This window comes from Mucilaginibacter sp. OK098, assembly GCF_900142915.1.
Taxonomy (GTDB): domain Bacteria; phylum Bacteroidota; class Bacteroidia; order Sphingobacteriales; family Sphingobacteriaceae; genus Mucilaginibacter.
Genome location: NZ_FRCM01000001.1, coordinates 312,260 through 332,904 on the forward strand (window position 1 = coordinate 312,260; position 20,645 = coordinate 332,904).

Annotated in this window: 14 protein-coding genes; 9 read left to right on the forward strand and 5 right to left on the reverse strand. The window is 40.6% G+C overall.

Annotated elements, in window-relative coordinates:
* Positions 1 to 72: 72 nt before the first annotated feature.
* Complete coding sequence (locus BUE31_RS01225; RefSeq protein ID WP_073399486.1) at positions 73 to 5,379, reverse strand: Ig-like domain-containing protein; 5,307 nt, start codon at positions 5,377 to 5,379, stop codon at positions 73 to 75.
* Positions 5,380 to 5,788: 409 nt separating this feature from the next.
* Between BUE31_RS01225 and BUE31_RS01230 the strand changes: the two genes are divergently transcribed.
* From BUE31_RS01230 to BUE31_RS01245, 4 genes are all read left to right on the forward strand, one after another.
* On the forward strand, positions 5,789 to 7,738 hold the full coding sequence (locus BUE31_RS01230) for a 7TMR-DISM family protein (RefSeq protein WP_073399488.1): 1,950 nt from the start codon (positions 5,789 to 5,791) through the stop codon (positions 7,736 to 7,738).
* A gap of 299 nt (positions 7,739 to 8,037) precedes the next feature.
* A complete protein-coding gene (locus BUE31_RS01235; protein ID WP_073401553.1) occupies positions 8,038 to 11,091 on the forward strand; it encodes a SusC/RagA family TonB-linked outer membrane protein in 3,054 nt (1,017 codons plus the stop codon).
* Between the two features lie 18 nt (positions 11,092 to 11,109).
* Entirely contained in the window at positions 11,110 to 12,585 is a 1,476-nt protein-coding gene (locus BUE31_RS01240; RefSeq protein WP_073399490.1) for a RagB/SusD family nutrient uptake outer membrane protein, read from the forward strand.
* A gap of 108 nt (positions 12,586 to 12,693) precedes the next feature.
* Positions 12,694 to 14,112 (forward strand): glycoside hydrolase family 30 protein, encoded by a 1,419-nt coding sequence (locus BUE31_RS01245; protein WP_073399492.1) that lies wholly within the window; start codon positions 12,694 to 12,696, stop codon positions 14,110 to 14,112.
* Positions 14,113 to 14,122: 10 nt separating this feature from the next.
* Here the strand turns inward: BUE31_RS01245 and BUE31_RS01250 are convergent, their stop codons facing one another.
* The 4 genes from BUE31_RS01250 to BUE31_RS01265 form a co-directional block, all read right to left on the reverse strand.
* The gene (locus BUE31_RS01250; RefSeq protein ID WP_073399494.1) at positions 14,123 to 14,965 is read right to left on the reverse strand and encodes an isocitrate lyase/PEP mutase family protein; all 843 of its coding nucleotides are present in this window, start codon (positions 14,963 to 14,965) and stop codon (positions 14,123 to 14,125) included.
* A gap of 55 nt (positions 14,966 to 15,020) precedes the next feature.
* On the reverse strand, positions 15,021 to 15,896 hold the full coding sequence (locus tag BUE31_RS01255; protein WP_073399496.1) for a YitT family protein: 876 nt from the start codon (positions 15,894 to 15,896) through the stop codon (positions 15,021 to 15,023).
* A gap of 128 nt (positions 15,897 to 16,024) precedes the next feature.
* Positions 16,025 to 16,486 (reverse strand): hypothetical protein, encoded by a 462-nt coding sequence (locus BUE31_RS01260; protein WP_073399498.1) that lies wholly within the window; start codon positions 16,484 to 16,486, stop codon positions 16,025 to 16,027.
* 237 nt (positions 16,487 to 16,723) lie between these two features.
* On the reverse strand, positions 16,724 to 17,071 hold the full coding sequence (locus tag BUE31_RS01265; RefSeq protein WP_073399499.1) for a hypothetical protein: 348 nt from the start codon (positions 17,069 to 17,071) through the stop codon (positions 16,724 to 16,726).
* Positions 17,072 to 17,279: 208 nt separating this feature from the next.
* On the opposite strand from BUE31_RS01265, the gene BUE31_RS01270 reads away from it, so the two are divergent.
* Genes BUE31_RS01270 through BUE31_RS01290 form a run of 5 tightly spaced genes read left to right on the forward strand, consistent with a single transcriptional unit; the run spans position 17,280 to position 20,617 of the window.
* Positions 17,280 to 17,813 carry an SRPBCC family protein gene (locus tag BUE31_RS01270; RefSeq protein ID WP_073399501.1) on the forward strand — a complete coding sequence of 178 codons (534 nt, stop codon included), beginning with the start codon at positions 17,280 to 17,282 and terminating at the stop codon, positions 17,811 to 17,813.
* A gap of 1 nt (position 17,814) precedes the next feature.
* Positions 17,815 to 18,237: a hypothetical protein gene (locus tag BUE31_RS01275; RefSeq protein ID WP_073399503.1), complete on the forward strand. Its 423-nt coding sequence runs from the start codon at positions 17,815 to 17,817 to the stop codon at positions 18,235 to 18,237.
* Between the two features lie 10 nt (positions 18,238 to 18,247).
* The gene (locus BUE31_RS01280) at positions 18,248 to 18,754 is read left to right on the forward strand and encodes a DinB family protein (protein ID WP_073399505.1); all 507 of its coding nucleotides are present in this window, start codon (positions 18,248 to 18,250) and stop codon (positions 18,752 to 18,754) included.
* Between the two features lie 57 nt (positions 18,755 to 18,811).
* Positions 18,812 to 19,198 carry a DoxX family protein gene (locus tag BUE31_RS01285; protein WP_073399507.1) on the forward strand — a complete coding sequence of 129 codons (387 nt, stop codon included), beginning with the start codon at positions 18,812 to 18,814 and terminating at the stop codon, positions 19,196 to 19,198.
* Positions 19,199 to 19,204: 6 nt separating this feature from the next.
* The gene (locus tag BUE31_RS01290) at positions 19,205 to 20,617 is read left to right on the forward strand and encodes an MATE family efflux transporter (RefSeq protein ID WP_073399509.1); all 1,413 of its coding nucleotides are present in this window, start codon (positions 19,205 to 19,207) and stop codon (positions 20,615 to 20,617) included.
* The last annotated feature ends 28 nt before the right edge of the window (positions 20,618 to 20,645 follow it).

A 20,645-nucleotide genomic window follows, 5' to 3' on the forward strand; every position in this document is an offset into this window, starting at 1 on the left:
AGAATAAGTTGCTTGTTTCATTTATTTATCACGCTTTCAATTATATCGGGAGGCAAGATCATAAATTTATCGTCATCTTATAATAGTAAGGCTACCAGATAATACCTGGTTATAAAGTTTGGTGTCAATCACATAATAATAAACGCCCACAGGCAATTGTTTACCATTAAATATACCATCCCATGGCTTATCATATCCTATAGAATGGAATACTTTTTGGCCGTACCTTGTAAAAATATCAACAGTTGCATCTGTGTAGGCAATTAGCCCCTGGATATTCCACAGATCATTAATGCCGTCAGCATTGGGGGTAAAAGTATTAGGAACAATAACTTCAGGAGATACTTTGATCATTGCAGAATCTTTGCCAACGCATCCGCGGATATCAGTAACGTACAATGTATAGGTACGGTCAACAACACCGGTTATCACCGGATTTTTTACAGTATTGTCATTTATATCCAGGTTGGGCATCCATAAATACTTTACATTTTCATCGCTTACCGTTGATTTTAGTGTTATAGTACGGTTTCTTAAAACATACCTCGTACCGCCTGCATTTACAGTTGGAGGCGGGGTTAAAGTTACTTTCATCGTATCCCTTGATATATCACAAGGCCCTGCGTTAACTGCAAGCAGTATTAAATTAACCGATCCGGCTGTAACATCGGCTGCACTTGGTATATACGCAGCATTTAATTGGTTTGCTGATGGACTGAATGTTCCTGTTCCCGTTGTGCTCCATTGGCCGCCGCCGGCTATAAGTACTTTTCCGTTCAGGTTAACAGTATTAGTTTGTGAACATACGTCCTGATCGGGCCCGGCATCTACTGCAGGTAATGGCCCGAAAAATACAGTCACATCGTCTGTTGAAACTGTACAATCGTCATTACTTGTCGAAGTCAGCGTAAAAATAACTTTACCAGCCGCTTTATCCTGCGCGGTTGGAAAATATCGCGCATGCATGTCCGTTATAGATGGCGAAAACGTTCCCCCTCCTAGCGTTGTCCAGATCCCGGTTGATGTTCCGCCTGTAACAGTACCGTTAAGCAGTATATCCGGACTGGTAACACAAACAAGCTGATCCTTGCCAGCATCAGTATGAGGAGGCTCTCTCACATCTACAGTAGCCGTAGCACCAGGGCTTGAACAGCCATTAATTGTAACAAATAAATTATAAGTACCCAAATTAGCCAAAGTAACATTGGTAATATCAGGATTTTGCATTGGTGATGTAAATCCGTTAGGCCCGGTCCATAAATAAGTTGCATTGGCAACGTTAGGGGTACGCAATTTTATTGTGCTGCCTATACAGATAGGCGAATTGCTGTTTGCCACTGGCATTGCAGGCTGCGGATTAATAATTACAACATAAAAAAATGCAGGCCCCGGGCAATTATTAGCAATAGGAGTAATAATATAAACTACGTGTGTAGCTATAGCGCCGGTATTTATTAAAGTTTCATTAATTGTTGCAGATGTTTGATTTGTTACAGCAGGATTACTAATATTAGGTACTGCCACACGGCTCCATATATAGGTGGTTGCTGGTAAATTTGATGTTATAGCATAGTTTTGAGGCACACCACTACAAACTAATCCGGTTGGGGAACTGGTTATATGTACCGGTGGATTAACCGTAATAACCAGGTTAAACGGAACGCCGGTACAGGTGCTGCTTTGGGATGTGATAGTATAAGTTACATTAATTGGGGCATTTGTACTATTAAATAAAGTTTCCCTTATAATTCCTGTGGTTTGCCCGGAAACGGATGTGTTATCAATTCCCGCAACTGCTGCCCGGCTCCATTCAAAATTTGCTGGTGTATTAAATTTAATTTCATAATTAGCTGATGTACCGTTACAAATCACGGCCGTTGGATCGCTTATGACTGTTGGGGTTGAATATACTGTAACCGTATAATTAAATGGAGTGCCGGAACAATTATTATTTATTGGGGTGATGACATAGGTAACATTAACGGTTGTACCGCTTGTATTAATTAATGTTTCGCTAATTGTTGAAGTCGTTTGATTACTTAATGCCGGGTTACTAATACCAGCCACCTGCGCCCGGCTCCACAAAAAGGTTGCTGCAGGTATATTGGCTTTTATAGTATAATTTAACGCACTGCCGCTGCAAACAGCATCGGTTGATGAGCTTATAACACTTGGCACCGCCGAAACCGAAACATCAACTTGAGTCATTGGGCTGACACAGCCATTTACCGTTTGCTCAACATAATAGGTCTGGTTGGTGGTTAATAGAGGTGTTGAATAGGTGCTATTCTGCGATAACAGGTTACCACCGGTTGCAGCATCATACCATTTAAAGCTGCCTGATAAATCAGTAGGGGTTAGGGTTATGCCGTTGCCGGCGCAAACAGGGGTAGTTGGAACAATGGGTGCAGCGGGCACAGTATTAACAGTTACCAATACAGTGGTACGCGGGCTGGCAACTCCAATACTGTTTACGGCCTCAACATAATAGGTGGTGTTGGCTAAAAGTGCGGGAGTTGTAAAATTTGCGCCTGTAAATAAAGGTATTCCACCTGTTGGTACATCATACCAATTATAAGTCCCCCCCGGTGCAATTGCCGATAAATTTGCGCTGCTACCAGAACACGTAACGTTGCCAACGACTGTGGGAGAAGCAGGAGTGTTTTCAAAAGTAATGGTAACCTGGTCAGACTTTGGTCCGCAGGTACCCGGTGGATTGCTTGAAGTATAAGTAAGTATAGCCGAAGTTTCACCGGGAGCTGGTGTATAGACCGGATTAGGAATGTTACTATTTGAAAAACTTCCAGTACCCCCCGACCATTGGGCTGTAGCATTATTGCTCACACTTCCGTTTAATTGAACCGGGCTTCCCATAGGCACCGTTTGATTTGGCCCTGCGCTAATAATAACCGATTGGTCAATTGTTATATTTGCGGTTTTATGATCACTTCCGCAGCCACCGCTTGCAGAAATATCATTGGATACAGTGTATGACCCTGGCTGACTCTTCTTAATGTCAATCTCACCTGTACTGGTATTAATAAATACCAAACCTGCAGGTATTGCGCTAAAAGTACCACCGCCGGCGCCAATGGCAAAGGTAGGCCGGGGATTAGCGGCATCCTGGCAGTAAACAGCGTTATAACTAAACAAAGCGTTTGCAATTGTAAAAATTTCATATTGGATACTTGATGGTACAGCACAGGTTCCGTTACCTTTAAATGTAATGGTATAATTTCCGGGAGCGCTGGTGCTAAGATCAATTTCGCCCGTTGTAGAATTGATAGTCATCCCGGCCGGAGTAGCGCTGAAAGTTCCGCCTGCAGGATTATTTATAACCGGAACAGGATTTGGGGCCGAAATACAAATTGAACCGCTTGGATATTTAAACTGTGGTGAAATTGGTGAATTTACAGTTATTGTTATCGGTGTGCGGGTACTGGCGCATAGGCCAGTGGTGTTTTGCACATAATAGGTTGTAGTGGCTGCTAATGCAGGTGTAGTATAATTGGCGCCATTTTTAAGAAGGTTGCCACCTGAAGCAGCATCAAACCATTGGATGGTACCGGATGCTACACTTGCGGTTAAGCTGGTAGTTGAACCCGGACAGATAGTAGTGTTGCCACTAACAGTTGGAGGCGCCGGCGAGGGATTAACCGTAACAGTTACCGCTTTGCGGGCACTTATACAGCCGCCTGCAGTTGTAGTTTGTACATAATAAGTGGTGGTGATAGTTAATGCCGGCGTTGTATAAGCCTGGCCTGACGATAGGAGTGTGCCGCCTGTTGGGCTATCATACCACTCATAAGTACCGCTTCCGCCAGTGGCAGCAAGCGATGCTAAACTGCCCGAACAGGTACTTGTATTGTTAGCTAAAGGGGGAGGGACTACAGGGCTTACTGTAACAGTTACTGCAGTACGGGCGCTGGTACAACCCGACAATATTGTTTGTACATAGTATTTTGTAGTTACAGTTAACGCAGGTGTTGTAAAGCCAGGCCCCGTGTATATGGGTGTGCCACCGGTTGCTGCGCTATACCATTCATAAGTGCCACCTGGCCCTGTTGCGTTTAATGTTGCTGAGGAGCCGCTACAAATAATTGTTCCGGAAACTGACGGAGCTGCGGGTGGTGGACTGATAACAACTTGTACCGCAGAAAGGCCGCTTGAGCAACCACCATTAGTGGCCAGCACATAATAAGTAGTTGAGCTGTTTAATACGGGAGTTTGATAAGTAACACCCGTTGCGATAGGCTGGCCACCCGCTGGTGTATTATACCATTGATACGTTCCGGAGGGTGTAGCTGAAGCGGTTAACAAAACTGAGCTGCCTTTGCATGTAGTTACTACCTGGTCGCCAGGAACCTGGGGAATGGCATTTACGGTAACGGTAACAGCGGTACGTGCACTTTCGCAAGTGTTTATAGTGTTTTCAACATAATAAGTTGTTGATTGCGTTAATGGTGGGGTTGTATAATCCGGGCTTAAAATAAGCGCGGTGCCGCCGCTCGGGACATCAAACCATGAATAAATGCCCTGCCCGGGTGCTGTTACATGCAGCGTGGCTTTTGACCCTGAGCATATGGAAGTACCGTTAGCAACCGGCTTTTGAGGAGCGGGGGTTACAATAGCAGGCACAGGCGTACGTGCACTAACACAGCCATTTGTTGTTGCCACTACATAAAAATTTGTAGTAGCTGTAAGTATAGGGGTTACAAAAGTTGGTCCTGTACCCAATACGCTGCCGCCGGTTGATGAAGCGTACCATTCATAAGTATCTCCGCCGCTTGCTTTTAAAGTGGCACTGTTGCCATAGCATACAGTCATCCCCGCAACAGCCGGATTACCCGTTGCATTAACAAAAACGCCCGATCTTAAACTTGTACAACCGTTTACTGTTGTTTGTACATAAAAAATTATTCCCGAAGTAATAGGGGGAGTGACAAAAGTATCACCGCTTCCTAAAAAATTTCCACCGGTTGGCGCATCAAACCATTGGTAGAAACCACCGGGAGCAGTTGCATGCAGCGTAGCAGAAGTATTTGTACAAACCAATTGTCCTGCCACAGTAGGTGCATCCGGAGTGGGGGCGGTAATAATATTTATACTTTTTGATACAGGCTGGCAGCCAGGTGTTTTATCACTTACTATTACAGTGTAAGTATCTTCTTTATTCACATTTATTGATGGCGAAGTTTCACCAGTGCTCCAGGAGTAGCTATAAGGCCCTGTACCACCTGATGCGGTAGCTGTTAACAGTACCTTATTGCCGGCACAGATGCTTGTGCTTGATGCTGATACATTAACACTGAGCGTACACTGACTAAATCCGCTTACTGATAGTAAAAGAAAAACAAAAACAAGTAAATAATTCCTCATAGTTCAATGAGTTTTTAATTTTCTACATTCAACAGGTAAAACCACAATGATTTCTTTTATTTCATGGATAATAAGATTAGTATAAAGCAAATCTTATAATTCACCAGGAAATATTTTTACATATCATTATACGTAATAAGTGATGTTTTTGTTTAATTAACCTTTAACTTTTTGATTTTTATGAACTTAAATACTTAATTATTAGTAAAATTACTTAAAACCTAACCGATGTAACAAACTTATGACACTATAAGTTATTAACCATAAATGTGGCTGTTTGTGTTAACTGCAAAGCAGAATGAATGTGTAACTTAGATCATACTTGTATTAGCAGAATTGGTGCTTTCTAAATTATATTTGTAGCCCCGAACCTAATAATAAGGTTACAGAAATTGTTATTTACTGATACATGTATAAGCTATTACTCTTTTTAAAGTCCTCACCTGTTCAAAAGCGTAATTACACCTTGTTAATTTTATTACTGCTTAACTTTAATGTAAAAGGCCAGGACGTAGTTAAGATAGATGATAAGGTTGATCAGCACATTTTTTCATATGGTGAAATCATGTGCCTGGAAGATCAGGCAGGAAAATTAACCTTTAGCCAGGTAGTATCGCCCCAATATTCATGTAAGTTTACCCCAAGTGATATAAGCACCCCGCAAAATTTTAATATCAAGTCGGCATATTGGTATAAGGTAACTATTAAGGATACCGTAAAATCACGGAAAAGATGGATGATTGAATTTTTTGATCAAACTATCGATGATATAACTGCCTATATGCCACAGGATAATGGTTCCTATCAATCTACACAATTCGGTGCTTTATATAAATTTAAAAACAGGCAGTTTCATCATAAAAACTTCGAGATCAATTTAGCTGTAAACCCTGACAAAGAGTACACTTATTACTTTCGTATAAAATCACAACGAACTGCCGATATTATTTTAGTATTACGCTCAGTTAGCTGGTTTATTCAATATGCTTTAAATGAATATCTACTCTTTGGCTTGTTTTATGGAATGCTACTGATTTTTGCATTTTACAACCTGTTGATTTTTGTGGCGGTAAGGCAGCGCCAGTATTTATATTATGTGCTTTATAACTTAAGTGTAGGCTTTTATGAGTTAAGTACCGATGGAATAGCCTATCAGTATATATGGCCAAACTCACCACACTGGAATGAATATGCTTTTGCAGTAGCCCTTTGCTGTTTAAGCGTATTTACGCTGCTGTTTACGAGCAGCCTCTTACATGTAAAAATGAAGGCGCCAAAATTAAACCGCCTTATTAATGGAGTAATTATAGCCCGGATAGTATTCTTTTTTATTTGCTTCATTTTTGATAAGCAATTATTTAATTATAAACTGATTGAATTCATCCCGCTGATTATTGCTTTTTATACAGGCATTATTATACTTAGAAAGGGATACAGGCCTGCAAGGTTTTTTGTACTGGGGTACAGTTTCCTGTTTTTAGGTTTCATACTTAAATTTTTATTAATGCTGGGCATAGGCTGGCTAAACATGGGTGTAGTTAGCTATTATAGCTTAAGTATATGCTTTATATTAGAAATGTGCTTTTTGGCATTTGCACTTGCCGATAAAGTACGCTTGTTAAAAAAGAAAAAGGACAAGGCGCAAAAGAAAATTATAAAACAACTTACAGCCAATAAAAAGCTGAGTGAAGAAATTAATACCAGGCTGGAGGAGCAGGTTGGGGATAGAACGAGGGAGCTTCTTGAAAAAACAACCATCATAGAACAAAAAAATGATGAATTAAATAAAACAAACATTTTGCTGCAGGAGCAGGCCGGCGAAATTTCGAGAATGAATTTACTGCTGAAGAAGGATAATATTGACCTGCAAACCAATGTTGAGAAGGTTACACGCGCAAGGGTAATGTCGGCTGATGTTGACTTTGAAGAATTTAGCAAGATCTATCCTGACAAAGACAGCTGCCTGAAATTTCTATCCACCATAAAATGGAATGAAGATTATGAATGCCATAAATGTGGTAATAAGCATTATTTTCATGGGCATGCCCCATATAGCCGCAGGTGCAGTAAGTGTAGCTATGAAGAGTCGGTTACTGCTTATACCGTATTTCAAAATACCCGGATCCCTATAAATAAAGCGTTTTACATGACTTTCCTGATCTATTCAAGCAAAGGAAAGATCTCCTCACACCAGCTTTCCGAAATACTTTCAATAAGACAAAGTACCTGCTGGGCTTTTAGCAGTCGTATTAAAAAGCTTTTATCTGATAAAAAGAAGATGATAAAAGGAGCAGGAAGCGACGGTTGGAGCAAAATTATCGTAAACTACGACCAGGAACACCTTACCACAATTGTATAAGTTCTGTAAAGATTATGTTAAGATTCCCCGGATAACAGAGGGTATCTATGCGTATCACCCGCAACGCCAAATTACTGTCAAAACGTTATTTAAACGTTAATTATCAGCATATAAACTTCTTCATAATAGCGGTATTAAAGCGTATTGTTTTTAATATAAATAGCTATATATCAATTAGTTATATAAAAAATATTTTTATTTTCCCTTGTTTTATTAATTGTAATGAGCATAACTTTACCCCACAATTAATAACTGCGCCATCCCGGCACAGCAAATTTTATAAACTTAATACAGTTACTATGAAAAGAAGAATTACTTTACTGGTAGTTATTTTGTTCGCTCAATGTTCAATGTTGTTAGCGCAAAATAATACCTCGGTAAAAGGAGCGATCAAGGATGAAAGGGGGATCCCGTTACCAGGGGTTACCGTTACAATTAAAGGCACTACAAATGCGGCTGTTTCTGATGTTAACGGATTATACAGCATTTCTGTTCCGTCAAATACTACACTTGTGTACTCGTTTATTGGCTACGACTCAAAAGAAGAGCTTGTAAACGGGCGGAATGAGATCAATGTATCCCTAATTCCAAATGTTAAACAATTGGAATCGGTGGTTGTAATAGGTTACGGTTCGCAAAAGAAAAAGGACATTACCACAGCCATTTCAACTGTAAGTGTTAAGGACGTGAGCGAAAGGCCAATTGTAAATACTGGCGAAGTTTTGGCAGGTAAAGCACCTGGTGTGCAGGTATTTAATGCTTCCGGCGCTCCGGGGGGCGGCAATTTGAGTGTACGGATAAGGGGATTGTCATCGCCAAACGGTACAGAGCCGGTTTACGTTATTGATGGCGTAATTGTACGTAACACCGAAAGTTTAGATCCTAACAATATTGAGTCAATAAGCGTGTTAAAGGATGCATCGGCAGCAGGTATTTATGGCTCATTGGGCGCCACCAACGGCGTTGTTTTAATTACAACTAAAAAGGGAACCAAAGGCCAAACTAAGGTTGATATCAACATGTACACGGGCAAGCAGCAGATTGTTAAAAAACTCGACTTGCTTAATGCTGATCAGTACAACAGCCTGATGAGCGATGAGTATAAAAATGCAAATCAGTCGGTTCCTTCATTGCCTTCGAACTTTACGGCAAATAACAACTGGCAGGACCTTGTTTATCGCAAGGCTACACAATCAGGCATTAACGTAGGTTTATCAGGAGGTTCAGATAAAGGCACATTTTATTTAGGCCTGGGAGATATAAACCAGGATGGTATAATTAACGGCACAAACTTTAAACGTTATTCCATCAATCTTAGCCTGGAGCAAACCATGAAGAGCTGGTTAACGGTAGGAACAAACATAGCTTACAACAGGAGTGATGGCCGTACAGTAAATGACAACAACTCGGCCAATCATGGCGGCGTAGTATTATCGGCTTTGTATACACCCCCAATTGTTCCAATCTTCAATTCAACCGGGATGTACCAGGCAAATTCTGATAACTCAACAAACCCGCTGGATGATATTTACAGTAATGAAAATCATTATGTAAAAAATAACCTGTTAGGTAATGTGCATGCGGAAATAACTTTGCCTTTTAACATTAAGTACCGCTCGCAATTAGGTATTGCGCTCAATAATTATAATACGGATTCGTTTACCAACCCGCTTACCAACCAGGGCGCAAGCCAGGTAAATGGTATTGGCAGCAGCGAGAATAATGAAACATTTCGCTATACCTGGGATAATACGCTAAGCTGGTCTACCGTAATTAATAAAAAGCATAACATATCTGTAGTTGCAGGTACTTCAGCCATCGAAGAAAAGTATACAGACAGCTATTTGTATGGTACCGGATTCCCTGCCGGGGTAACCACTTTAAACGCTGCAAGTGCCAATAAATCAATCTCAACGTTTAAGACTGACTACACAGTAGCTTCTTATTTTGGCCGTGTAAACTATGCATTCGAAGATAAATACCTTTTGGCAGCCTCAATAAGGGCCGATGGTTCATCAAGATCAGGCATAAATAATCAATGGGGCTATTTCCCAACCGTATCAGGTGCCTGGAGGATTTCGAGAGAAGACTTTTTGAAGGATAACACTTTCATTTACGACTTGAAAGTAAGAGCCGGTTTTGGTGAAGTAGGTAACCTGCCTCAAACTTTGTATAATAGCTACAGCGCGCTAAACCCGGCTGCCTATTTGTTTGGGGGTAACAGCAGCTCAGGTTATACCCCCGGAACCCCTTTGGGTAATCCGGATCTTAAATGGGAGACAACTAAAGGAGTTAATTTGGGTTTCGATCTATCAGTTTTAAATGACAGATTGAGCTTAAGCGCTGATTATTACAGCAAAAAAACTACCGATTTTATTTTCCCGGTTACCTTTAACACCGCGGTATCAGGAAGCGCTAACCAGGGAGCCTATAACTTGCCGGGCTATGTTTCAAATAAAGGACTTGAGTTATCATTAACAGGCAGAATTATAGCCGGAACGGATTTTTCATGGACAGCAACCGTAAATGCCTCGTTTAACAAAAACATAGTTAACGGCATTCCGCAGGTATTGGATAACAGTGGCAACAAGGTTGACCAGGTATTTCAATTTGGCGGTATAGCATTCGGCGGTAGCGGCAATGCTACAAACTTAACCATAGTTAAAAATGGCCTTCCTTTAGGTTCATTCTATGGTTATCAATATGCTGGTGTTGATCCTGCAACAGGTAATGCCCTGTACAAAACAGCAAGCGGCGGAACTACTGCAACACCTTCAACCACTGATCAAACGTCGTTAGGAAGCGGCTTGCCGAAAGCGGTTTACGGCTTTACCAACACTATAGCGTATAAAAATTTAAGCTTAGACTTTTTAATTGATGCCGTAACAGGCAACAAAGTATTTGACGCTACCCGGGTTGAAACAGAAGGTATGTACTTATCAGGTAATGCAAGTACAGCTGTATTAAAACGCTGGAGAAATCCTGGTGATATAACCGATGTGCCTGCTGCCGTATACGGTGGTACAAATAGTGCCGGTGTATCAACCATATTGCCATCATCGCGCTTTATTGAGAACGGTGCATTTGTGAGGCTTAAATCATTATCATTAAGCTACAACATTAAAAATGCTTTTTTTGATAAGCAGGGGATCAAGCTGCGGGTTTATGCCACAGCTCAAAACCTGGTGACAATTACTAAATACAAAGGATACTATCCTGAAGTGAATGCATTTAGCAGCAGCTCACAAAATGGCGGCACACTTGGTTCGCCAAGTTCTACCGCTATTGGTATTGATTATGGTACATATCCGCAAACAAAGATTTATACAGCCGGTATAAACCTATCCTTTTAACAACTTAAAATTAAAGAGATGAACAACAAGATATATATGCTAACCATTGCTGCTATGGCTGTTGGATTAGTGTCGTGTAAAAAAGATTTTTTGAATAAACTACCCATATCGCAGGGTACGGTAGGTAATTACTACAAAACAGCGAGCGATGCCGAAGGTGGTTTGGTAGGCGCCTATCAACAGGCTTTTTTAAATGACCAGTATTGGGTATGGGATTATACGACCAATGGTGATGCCCGTGCCGATAACTGCTATGCCGGCGGCGATAACCCTGATAACTTTGGCGTTGATAATTTTACAACTACACCGCTTAACGGTAATATTACACGGGATTGGCAAGGCCCTTACCAGGATATTTATGCTGCTAACACCGTAATAGATAAAGTACCGCTAATCCCGGCTGCATCTTTTACCGGTAACAGGCAGCAGGAAATTATATCAGAAGCCAAGTTTATAAGGGCGTTGTCATACTTTCAACTGGTAACTTCTTATGGTGCGGTGCCGCTGGTTACATCAACAATAGCAGGTAAATTTCAGCCTACGCCATCACGCACTGCTGTAACTGAAGTTTATGCGCAAATTGAAAAAGATCTGCTTGATGGTGAAGGCGTTTTACCAACCACCTTTCCCAGCGTTGGGCATGTTACAAAAGGCGCTGTACAAGCTTTGTTAGCAAAAGTTTACGCACAGGAAGGCAAGTACCAGCAATGTTTAGACTATTGCAATAAGGTAATATCCAGTGGGACTTATACTTTGGTGCCCGATTTTAAAACACTGTTTGACGGAACAAAAAACACAACGGAATCAATTTTTGAGATCCAGCATTCATCAGGCAGCGGATTTACCACTTATAATGTTTCATTATACCTGCCCGCTGTTTTTGGTACTTATTCTTTCAAAAAGTTCAACCTGCCAACAAACGACCTGATAGCGCTTTATAAAAGCCAAAATGATAACATCCGTTTAGGTTCTTCCATTTATACAGCGACCGTTGGAGCGGATGGTTTGGCAGCAGGCGACCCCATCCCTGCACCATATAGTAATTTATCTCCTACCGTTCCATTTTTATATAAATGGAAAACCAACATATCTCAATTTGGTGGAGGTACAGATAATACCATATTACTACGTTTGGCCGACATCATTTTATTAAAAGCCGAAGCGCTAAACCAGTTAAACCAAACTCCTGCGGCTATCCCGTTAGTTAACCAGATCAGGGCAAGGGTTCAGTTAGCAGGAATAACTGCAACATCAAAAGCTGATGTAGGCTTAGCCATACTAAATGAAAGGCGAATGGAATTAGCCTTTGAAGGCCAGCGCTGGAATGACCTGTTAAGATACGGCAGCGATTATACCATTAATTTAATGAAGAGCCAGGTTGATCCTTTTGGTAAAGCACTTAACTACGGCATAAATCAAAACAGATTGCTGTTCCCGGTACCATTAAATGAAATTCAATTAGATGGTAACCTTACGCAAAACCCTGGTTATTAATTAACCGGTATTTATTGAATAAACATTAAAACGGCAATTAGATGATTTCAAATTGCCGTTTTATTTATATTAGCAAGTCAATTGTTTTAACCTTAGTAAATTACAACCATGTCTACCTTTTATAAAAATGTTATTATTCTCTTATTGTCAGTATTGGTATTCAACAATTCTTTTTGCCAGCAGGCTGTTCATCGGGAAAGTAATAAAGTACAGTTTTGGCTTACCGATCCATCCGACTCCACGTTGTTTAAACAAAAAGCGGCCATTGAGTTTGGCAAAATTGCCGATCAGGCACGAACTATAACAATCGATAAATCGCAAGCTTATCAATCAATAGATGGCTTTGGATACGCCTTAACAGGCGGGAGCGCTATGCTGATCAATAAAATGACTGCAGGCAGCAGGATGAAATTATTGAATGAGCTGTTTACCACTAATGGCAGTTCAATTGGTGTAAGTTATTTAAGAATTAGTGTGGGTTCATCAGATTTAGATGATCATGTTTTTTCGTATGATGATCTGCCCGCCGGTGAAACAGATCCTGAGCTGAAAAAGTTTAGCCTGGCTACTGATGAAGCAAATTTGATCCCGGTGCTTAAACAAATACTGGCGATCAATCCAAAAATAAAGATCCTGGTGTCCCCATGGTCGCCACCTGCATGGATGAAAACAAATGGGGAAACACACGGCGGCCATTTAAAGCCCGAATACTATAAAACATATGCACGATACTTTGTAAAGTATATTAATGGGATGAGGGCAAGAGGAATAACTATTGATGCCTTAACTATTCAGAATGAGCCGTTAAACCCTAAAAATAACCCAAGCATGGTTATGGAAGCGCCTGAACAGGCTGATTTTATAGCCAACAACCTGGGGCCTGCCTTAGCCGCCGCAAAACTAAAAACAAAAATTATCCTGTACGATCATAATGCCGACAGACCCGATTACCCGATCTCGATATTGGATAATAAGAACGCGGCAAAATATGTTGATGGTTCGGCATTTCATTTGTATGGAGGTAAAATAGATGCTTTATCAACAGTACACAATTCACATCCTGACAAAAACCTATATTTTACCGAGCAATGGGTAGGCTCTCCGGGAAACCTTAAGGCTGAAATTAATTTCCATATTAAGGAGATAATTATTGGTGCAACCCGTAACTGGAGTCGTAATGTTATTGAATGGAACCTTGCTTCTGATCAAAACCAGGAGCCGCATACACCCGGAGGCTGCACGCGTTGTTTAGGTGCAGTAACAGTAACCGGTGATAATATTATTCGCAACCCTGCATATTACATTATTGCACATGCCGCCAAATTTGTGAGGCCCGGTTCAAAACGAATAGCATCCAATTTGCCCGCTAACCTGCCGAATGTTGCCTTTATTAATCCGGATGGTAAAATAGTTTTAATAGTTTATAACGATGATAAAACACCACTGGTCTTTAATGTAAAGTATGGTGGAAAGGCAATAACATCATCATTAAATCCGGGTGCTGTTGCTACTTATACCTGGAATTAATAAGTCAGGACTACTTAAAGAGCTTGTTAAATACGCTATAAGGCACAGCATCATTTGAAAAGGTAAAAGTGCCTTTTTTACTTATCTCTTCTGCCGCATTCATAAATGAACCGTAGGCAGCACGTGAAAGTGATGAACCGAGGCTTATCCTTTTTACACCAAGCTCAGCAAGTCCGCTTACCGTAAAATCCGATGCGCCAAGGCCCATAACAACGTTAACCGGTCTTGGTGCTACGGCTTTAACAACAGCCTCAATTTCTTCGCGGGTTTTTAAGCCGGGGGCAAACAACACATCGGCGCCTGCATCTGCAAAAGCTTCAAGACGGCGGATGGTATCTTTTAAGTCAGGGCGCCCATAAATTAGATTCTCAGCCCTGGCAGTTAGCGTAAAATGAAAAGGTAAGCTTCGCGCTGCTTTTACAGCGGCCTTTACGCGTTCCACTGCCAGCTCAAACGGGTAGATAGGATCATCGGGATTGCCTGTAGTATCTTCAATTGAACCACCCACCAAGCCGGTTTTAGCTGCAAGCAAAATAGTTTCGGCACAGGTTTCAGGGGCTTTGCCAAAACCATTTTCAAGGTCGGCAGATAGGGGGAGGCTTGTTGCCATCATAATATCATGGGCATTTTTTAGCGTTTGGTCGCGGCTTACCGCACACAAGCCATCCGGCTTTGCCAGGGAAAATGCAAGCCCGGCGCTGGTGGTAGCAAGCGCCTCAAAACCGAGGCTTTCCAATATTTTTGCCGATCCCGCGTCCCAGGGATTAGGGATAACAAAAACACCCTCGCGCTGGTGAAGCACCCTGAATACTTCGGCTTTAATTGCTTGTGTGTTATTATCAGGTGTTTCCATTTTTATAGATGTAAAATTGAAAAATGTAAAACTAATGAATATAAAAAAATAGAAATCAGTGCGATAAAACGTGACGTTTAATCAACCCGCCTTTAACTTCAGATACCGAATGCGTAATAATAAACGCGTTGGGGTCAACCTGTTGTACGGTGCTTACCAGGCGTGATACGTCAAGCCGTGTTATAACAACGTACAGGATATCTATATTTTTATCTTCAATTACATTTTTTCCAAAGCCACGCTCGCCTTTGTAAACAGTAACCCCCCGGTGCAATTGCCTGATGATCACGTTTTTTATCAATTCACTTTTAGGTGATATGATAGTAACGGCTGTATACTCGTCAAAACCCTGTATAATATAGTTGATGGTTTGTGAAGCAGCAAGATAGGTAAGGATAGAATATAAGGCAGACTGGATCCCTAAAACAAATGCAGCAACCCCAAATATGCCAATATTTATTGCAAGGATTATTTGCCCTACAGATAAAAAAGATTTTGGATTAATATACACCGCCAGTAATTCCGTTCCATCAATCACACAGCCGCCGCGCATGGCTAAACCTATTCCCGTGCCAAGGAAAAAGCCACCAAATACCGCTGTAAGCAGTTTGTCATTGGTAACATGTGGGAAATTTATAAAGTATAATACAAGGGATAGAATAAAAATGGCAATTAATGTTTTAACTGCGTATAGTTTATTTATCCGCTTATACCCCAGCCATATAAAGGGGATATTTATAACTATAATTAAAATGGATATCGGCCAGCCGGTTATTGAGCTGATCAACAGTGAGATCCCCGTTACACCACCATCAATAAATTCATTTGGGATCAAAAAGCCCTTCAACCCAAATGCAGCGCTAAATATGCCTGTTATAATAAGTAATACGTTAGTTATTTCTTTTCGAAGTTTGAATCTGCTTCTTTTCATATATTGATTAGTGATGTTTTAAAATTATCAAAAAATTACGGCTTAACGCTTTAACACTGATCTTTTACAAGATTAAGTAGTATTTAACGGCTCTTCCGATTAATTGAAAGAGCCGTTATCCAAACAAATTAAATTATCGCCTTGATCATTACTTCCCATTGAGCGGCTAACCGGATATTTCTTTTAAGCCGCCCCTCGTTATCAACGTACTGCTGATAAAAAATAATAGTGTGAAGTGCTTGCTGATCTTTGCCAATTAAAACCAATTGCAGTTGGTTGATTGCTGCACCTCGTCTTTTTTCCACTAGTGTACAATCAGTTATACTCTTAAGGTTTATAAGTTGGGGGCTGTAATCTTTCAAGTCCATTTTTATAATGATTTTTTTGCCCCTGTCTATCGCTAAAACAAAAGAATCAAACTGTTCAATTGCTTGTAATGCCAGGTCAAGATCCTTTTCTATCAATGACAGTTCGTTACTGATCTTTTTAGTTTTCTTAATGCGGGCGCTTCTTACAGCCAGGTAAATTGGAATAAATATAATAATGCACAGAATAGCCGTAATGAGGCTATTCTCAATGGTATGAGTCATTTTTTTAATTTTAAAGGTGAATATTCAGCGTGTTTTACGCTTTAGTATGTTTAATTCAAAGTCGTTTAGTGGAAACCCTAATAATTAAGCCCCCTCTAAATCTCCACCGGTAGGGGAGACTTTAGCTTCGCTCTTTTTAAAGCCCTCCCTTCCGGGGAGGGTCGGGTGGGGCTAAAATACTTTGTGGGAAGTATTATTTTGTGTTTTCCTTAACTAAACGATTAATAAACATAAATTTTACCCAAAAAAATGATACGGGAATAATAATGATCGGACAAATTGCTGCCTGTGAATAATATGCAGCCTGTTTTGAAGGAATAATGTATGGCATGCAAGCGTAAGTTCGCTTCCTGAGAGATCGGAATTCCCAACCCATAAAGGTTTGACAGATCCATAGGTGGGGTGCGTAATAACACCCTGATGAACAATCTTTTCTAATGAAAGGGCATGTGCCTGAATCTTAATGCCGGTTTGGTAATAATCAGCACCAGGGTTATTATAATATTCAGGTGCACTGTAAGCCTCCTGATCTATTACAGAAAATAGAAAAAGCGCTAAAAGTAATTTTAACAGTGCCTTGTGCATGCAGCAAAGATAAAACTATTAATGTTAGCGAAAGCGGAAGGGTGGGCGATTCTCCTTTTCGTTGCTTGAAAAGGAGTTTTTTTACGCAGGCGTGATTGTCATAATCCCCCCCTTACATTGTCATGCTTGGCACCTTCGTAAATGTTTTATGCGCTGTATGTTTGTATTGTTCAATCACAAACAATATAAAAACGAAAATCAATAAGCCATGAATATTTTATTAACCATACTTATAATTATTGCAGCCCTGGTTGTTTTGTTTTTAATAGTAGCTGCCCTGATAAAAAAAGAATACACCGTTCAGCAAGAGGTAATTATTGATAAGAACAGCAGGGACGTGTTTGATTACATCAAACTACTTAAAAACCAAAAGAATTTTAACAAATGGGCAATGATGGACCCTGATGCCAAAATGGATTACATTGGAACAGACGGAACAGTTGGATTTATTTACACCTGGGACAGTGAAAATAAAAACGTAGGGAAAGGTGAACAGGAAATAAAAAGCATTAGTGGCAACGCCCGGATTGACAGCGTGGTGAGGTTTGAGAGGCCTTTTAAAAACGTGGCTGATGTTTTTATGGAAACCAGGGCGGTGTCGGAAAAACAAACAAGCGTACAATGGGCAATGAATGGCAAAAACCCATATCCCATGAACATTATGAATTTGATTATACCCGGTATGCTTAGTAAGGACATGGGAACAAGTCTGAATAACCTGAAAAATATCCTGGAAAGCTAAAATGATCATAAAAAAAAAGCCGAAACCCAATCCGGAGCTTAAAAAGCTTGACAAGTTAGTCGGGATCTGGAATGTATCTGGCGAAGTATGTGGTCAGGTTAGTTACAGTTGGATGGAAGGTGGCTTTTTTTTAGTGCAATATGTTGATCTTGAAGGGGCAAAGGGGCTTGAATTTATCGGGTACGATGAAGAAAAGGGAGTTTTAAGATCGCACTATTTTGACGATGACGGCAAAGTATTGGAATATACCTATAAGATAAACGAAACAGATCATATTGTATCCATTGACATGCCCGGCATTAAAGGCGATTTTAATGGAAAATACAGCAATAATGGTAATACCATCAGCGGCAATTGGCACTGGAAACAAAATGGAGAAGAATTGGGATATAAGGCAATATTTACTAAAGTACACTTAAGTTAAAAACAAACCTATGAAAACACAGGAAATTGCAAAAGAAGCTAATGAGGCATTGAGCGGACTTATAGCACTGCTTTCAAAATTTGAACAGGAGCAAATTAATACTGTTCCGTTTGAAGGAAGCTGGACCGCCGGGCAACTGGCTCAACACATGATTAAAGCAAACTCAGGGTTTGCAGATATATTAAGGGGGCCAGTTAAAGATACCGAAAGAAAGCCCGATGAAGTTATACCGAAAATAAAAAACGACTTCCTGAACTTTGATATCAAAATGACCACTCCGGATTTTATTAAACCGGAAGCTAAAAGTTATGATAAGAATGAATTGCTTTCGGATTTGAAAAACATCAGAGAAAAAGTTAATAATGCAACTGAAACACTTGACCTGACAAAAACTTGTATGGCTTTTGAGTTGCCGGTATATGGTTATTTAACAAGGCAAGAGGCAATATCCTTTATAATTTGTCATACCCAAAGACATACGCATCAGTTAAAAAATATTTATCAAAAGCTTATTTGAGTAACTATTATTGAACTTATTATTATAAATTACAATCACCAATTAAAAAAAATCACGATGAAAAAAATTAACATTCTTTTTTGGGTTTTTAACGGACTGTTAGCTGCCCTTATGCTATTTTCTGCCATATCAACCTTTATGAACCCGGCGGCAACCAAGGAATTGATGAGCAAGCATTTAGGTTATCCCGAGTATTTTGCCTCACTGCTGGCTGTAGCTAAAGTATTGGGGGTTATTGCCATAGTTGTCCCCGGCTTTTCGCGCCTTAAGGAATGGGCTTATGCAGGTTTTGCCTTTGATTTGATCTGGGCCACTTACTCGAGTATTTGCGTTGGTGATCCGGTAAGCGGATGGGGCTTTATGTTTGTATTCATTATCCTTTTTGCCCTGGCTTATATCTATCACTTAAAAAAACAAAATGCTGCAATTGGCAGTACCAAATAAATAATAATGACAAACAAATCTACCTCCCTTAGTTTTAAACGCTTTTTCTTTTTATTAAAACAGGCTATAGCCGGCAGCGAACAGGACTATACAACAGGAAGCATCCGTAAGGCGGTGTTCCTGCTGGCCATTCCCATGATAATGGAAATGATGATGGAATCTGTTTTTGCGGTGGTAGATATATTTTTTGTAGGCAAACTGGGTAATGAAGCGGTTGCAACAGTTGGCCTTACAGAATCAGTTTTGAGTTTAGTTTATTCAGTAGCAATTGGTTTAAGCATGGCAGCTACTGCGCTGGTTGCCCGTAGGGTAGGTGAAAAAAACCTCGACGGGGCGGCGCATGCAGGCATACAGACCATTCTTTTTGCCGTTGTGGTCTCTGTAATTATAGCCCTTACTGGTGTTTATTCGGCAGAATCAATTTTACACCTTATGGGTGCAAATAACAAAATGATTGCTGATAATATAGTTTACACCCGCATAATGTTTGGCGGTAATATTGTTATCATGCTGCTGTTCCTGATCAATGGCATCTTTAGAGGGGCCGGTGACGCCAGTATTGCTATGAGGAGCCTTTGGATAGCTAATATCTGTAATATTATACTCTGTCCTTTACTTATTTATGGCTGGGGGCCTGTTCCGGCGCTTGGGCTAAAAGGAGCAGCTATTGCTACCACTGTTGGCAGGGGAATAGGTGTTATGTACCAGCTATACCGCTTATTCATTCGCAAAGGGCTACTGCATTTTTATGCCGCCCAGTTAAGGCCACATAAGGAATTATTGCTGCAAATTGTAAAAATAGGCAGTACCGGCACTATCCAGTTCCTGGTGAGCTCAGCAAGCTGGATCTTCCTGGCGCGGCTGATGGCCGGCTTTCATGAAGCAGCCATGGCAGGTTACCAGGTATCAATCCGGTTGCTTATATTTTTCCTGCTGCCTGCCTGGGGCATGAGCAATGCTGCAGCCACCTTAACAGGGCAAAACCTGGGTGCAGGTAAACCGGAACGTGCGGAACAAAGTGTTTGGACAACAACGCTTTACACAGTAATATTTATGTTTTGCGTAAGCTTATTCTTTTATCTTTTTGGCACCCCGGTAGTGAATTTTATGAACAGCGACCCGCAGGCCAGGCATTATGCCATACAGTCGTTACGGATAGTAAGCCTGGGTTATGTGTTTTTTGGGATTGAAATGGTAATGATGAATGCTTTTAATGGTGCAGGAGACACCCGTACACCAACAGTGGTTAACCTTATAGCATTTTGGCTGTTCCAGATCCCGCTGGCCTGGGTATTAAGCAAGTACTATATAAAAGAGCCACGAGCTATTTTTTACGCCATCCTTATATCGCAGGTGGTAGCTGCTGCATTAAGCTATTACCTGTTTAAAAAAGGAAAATGGAAGACAGTAAAAGTGTAGCCTTTTATTTACCCGGATAAAATTCACT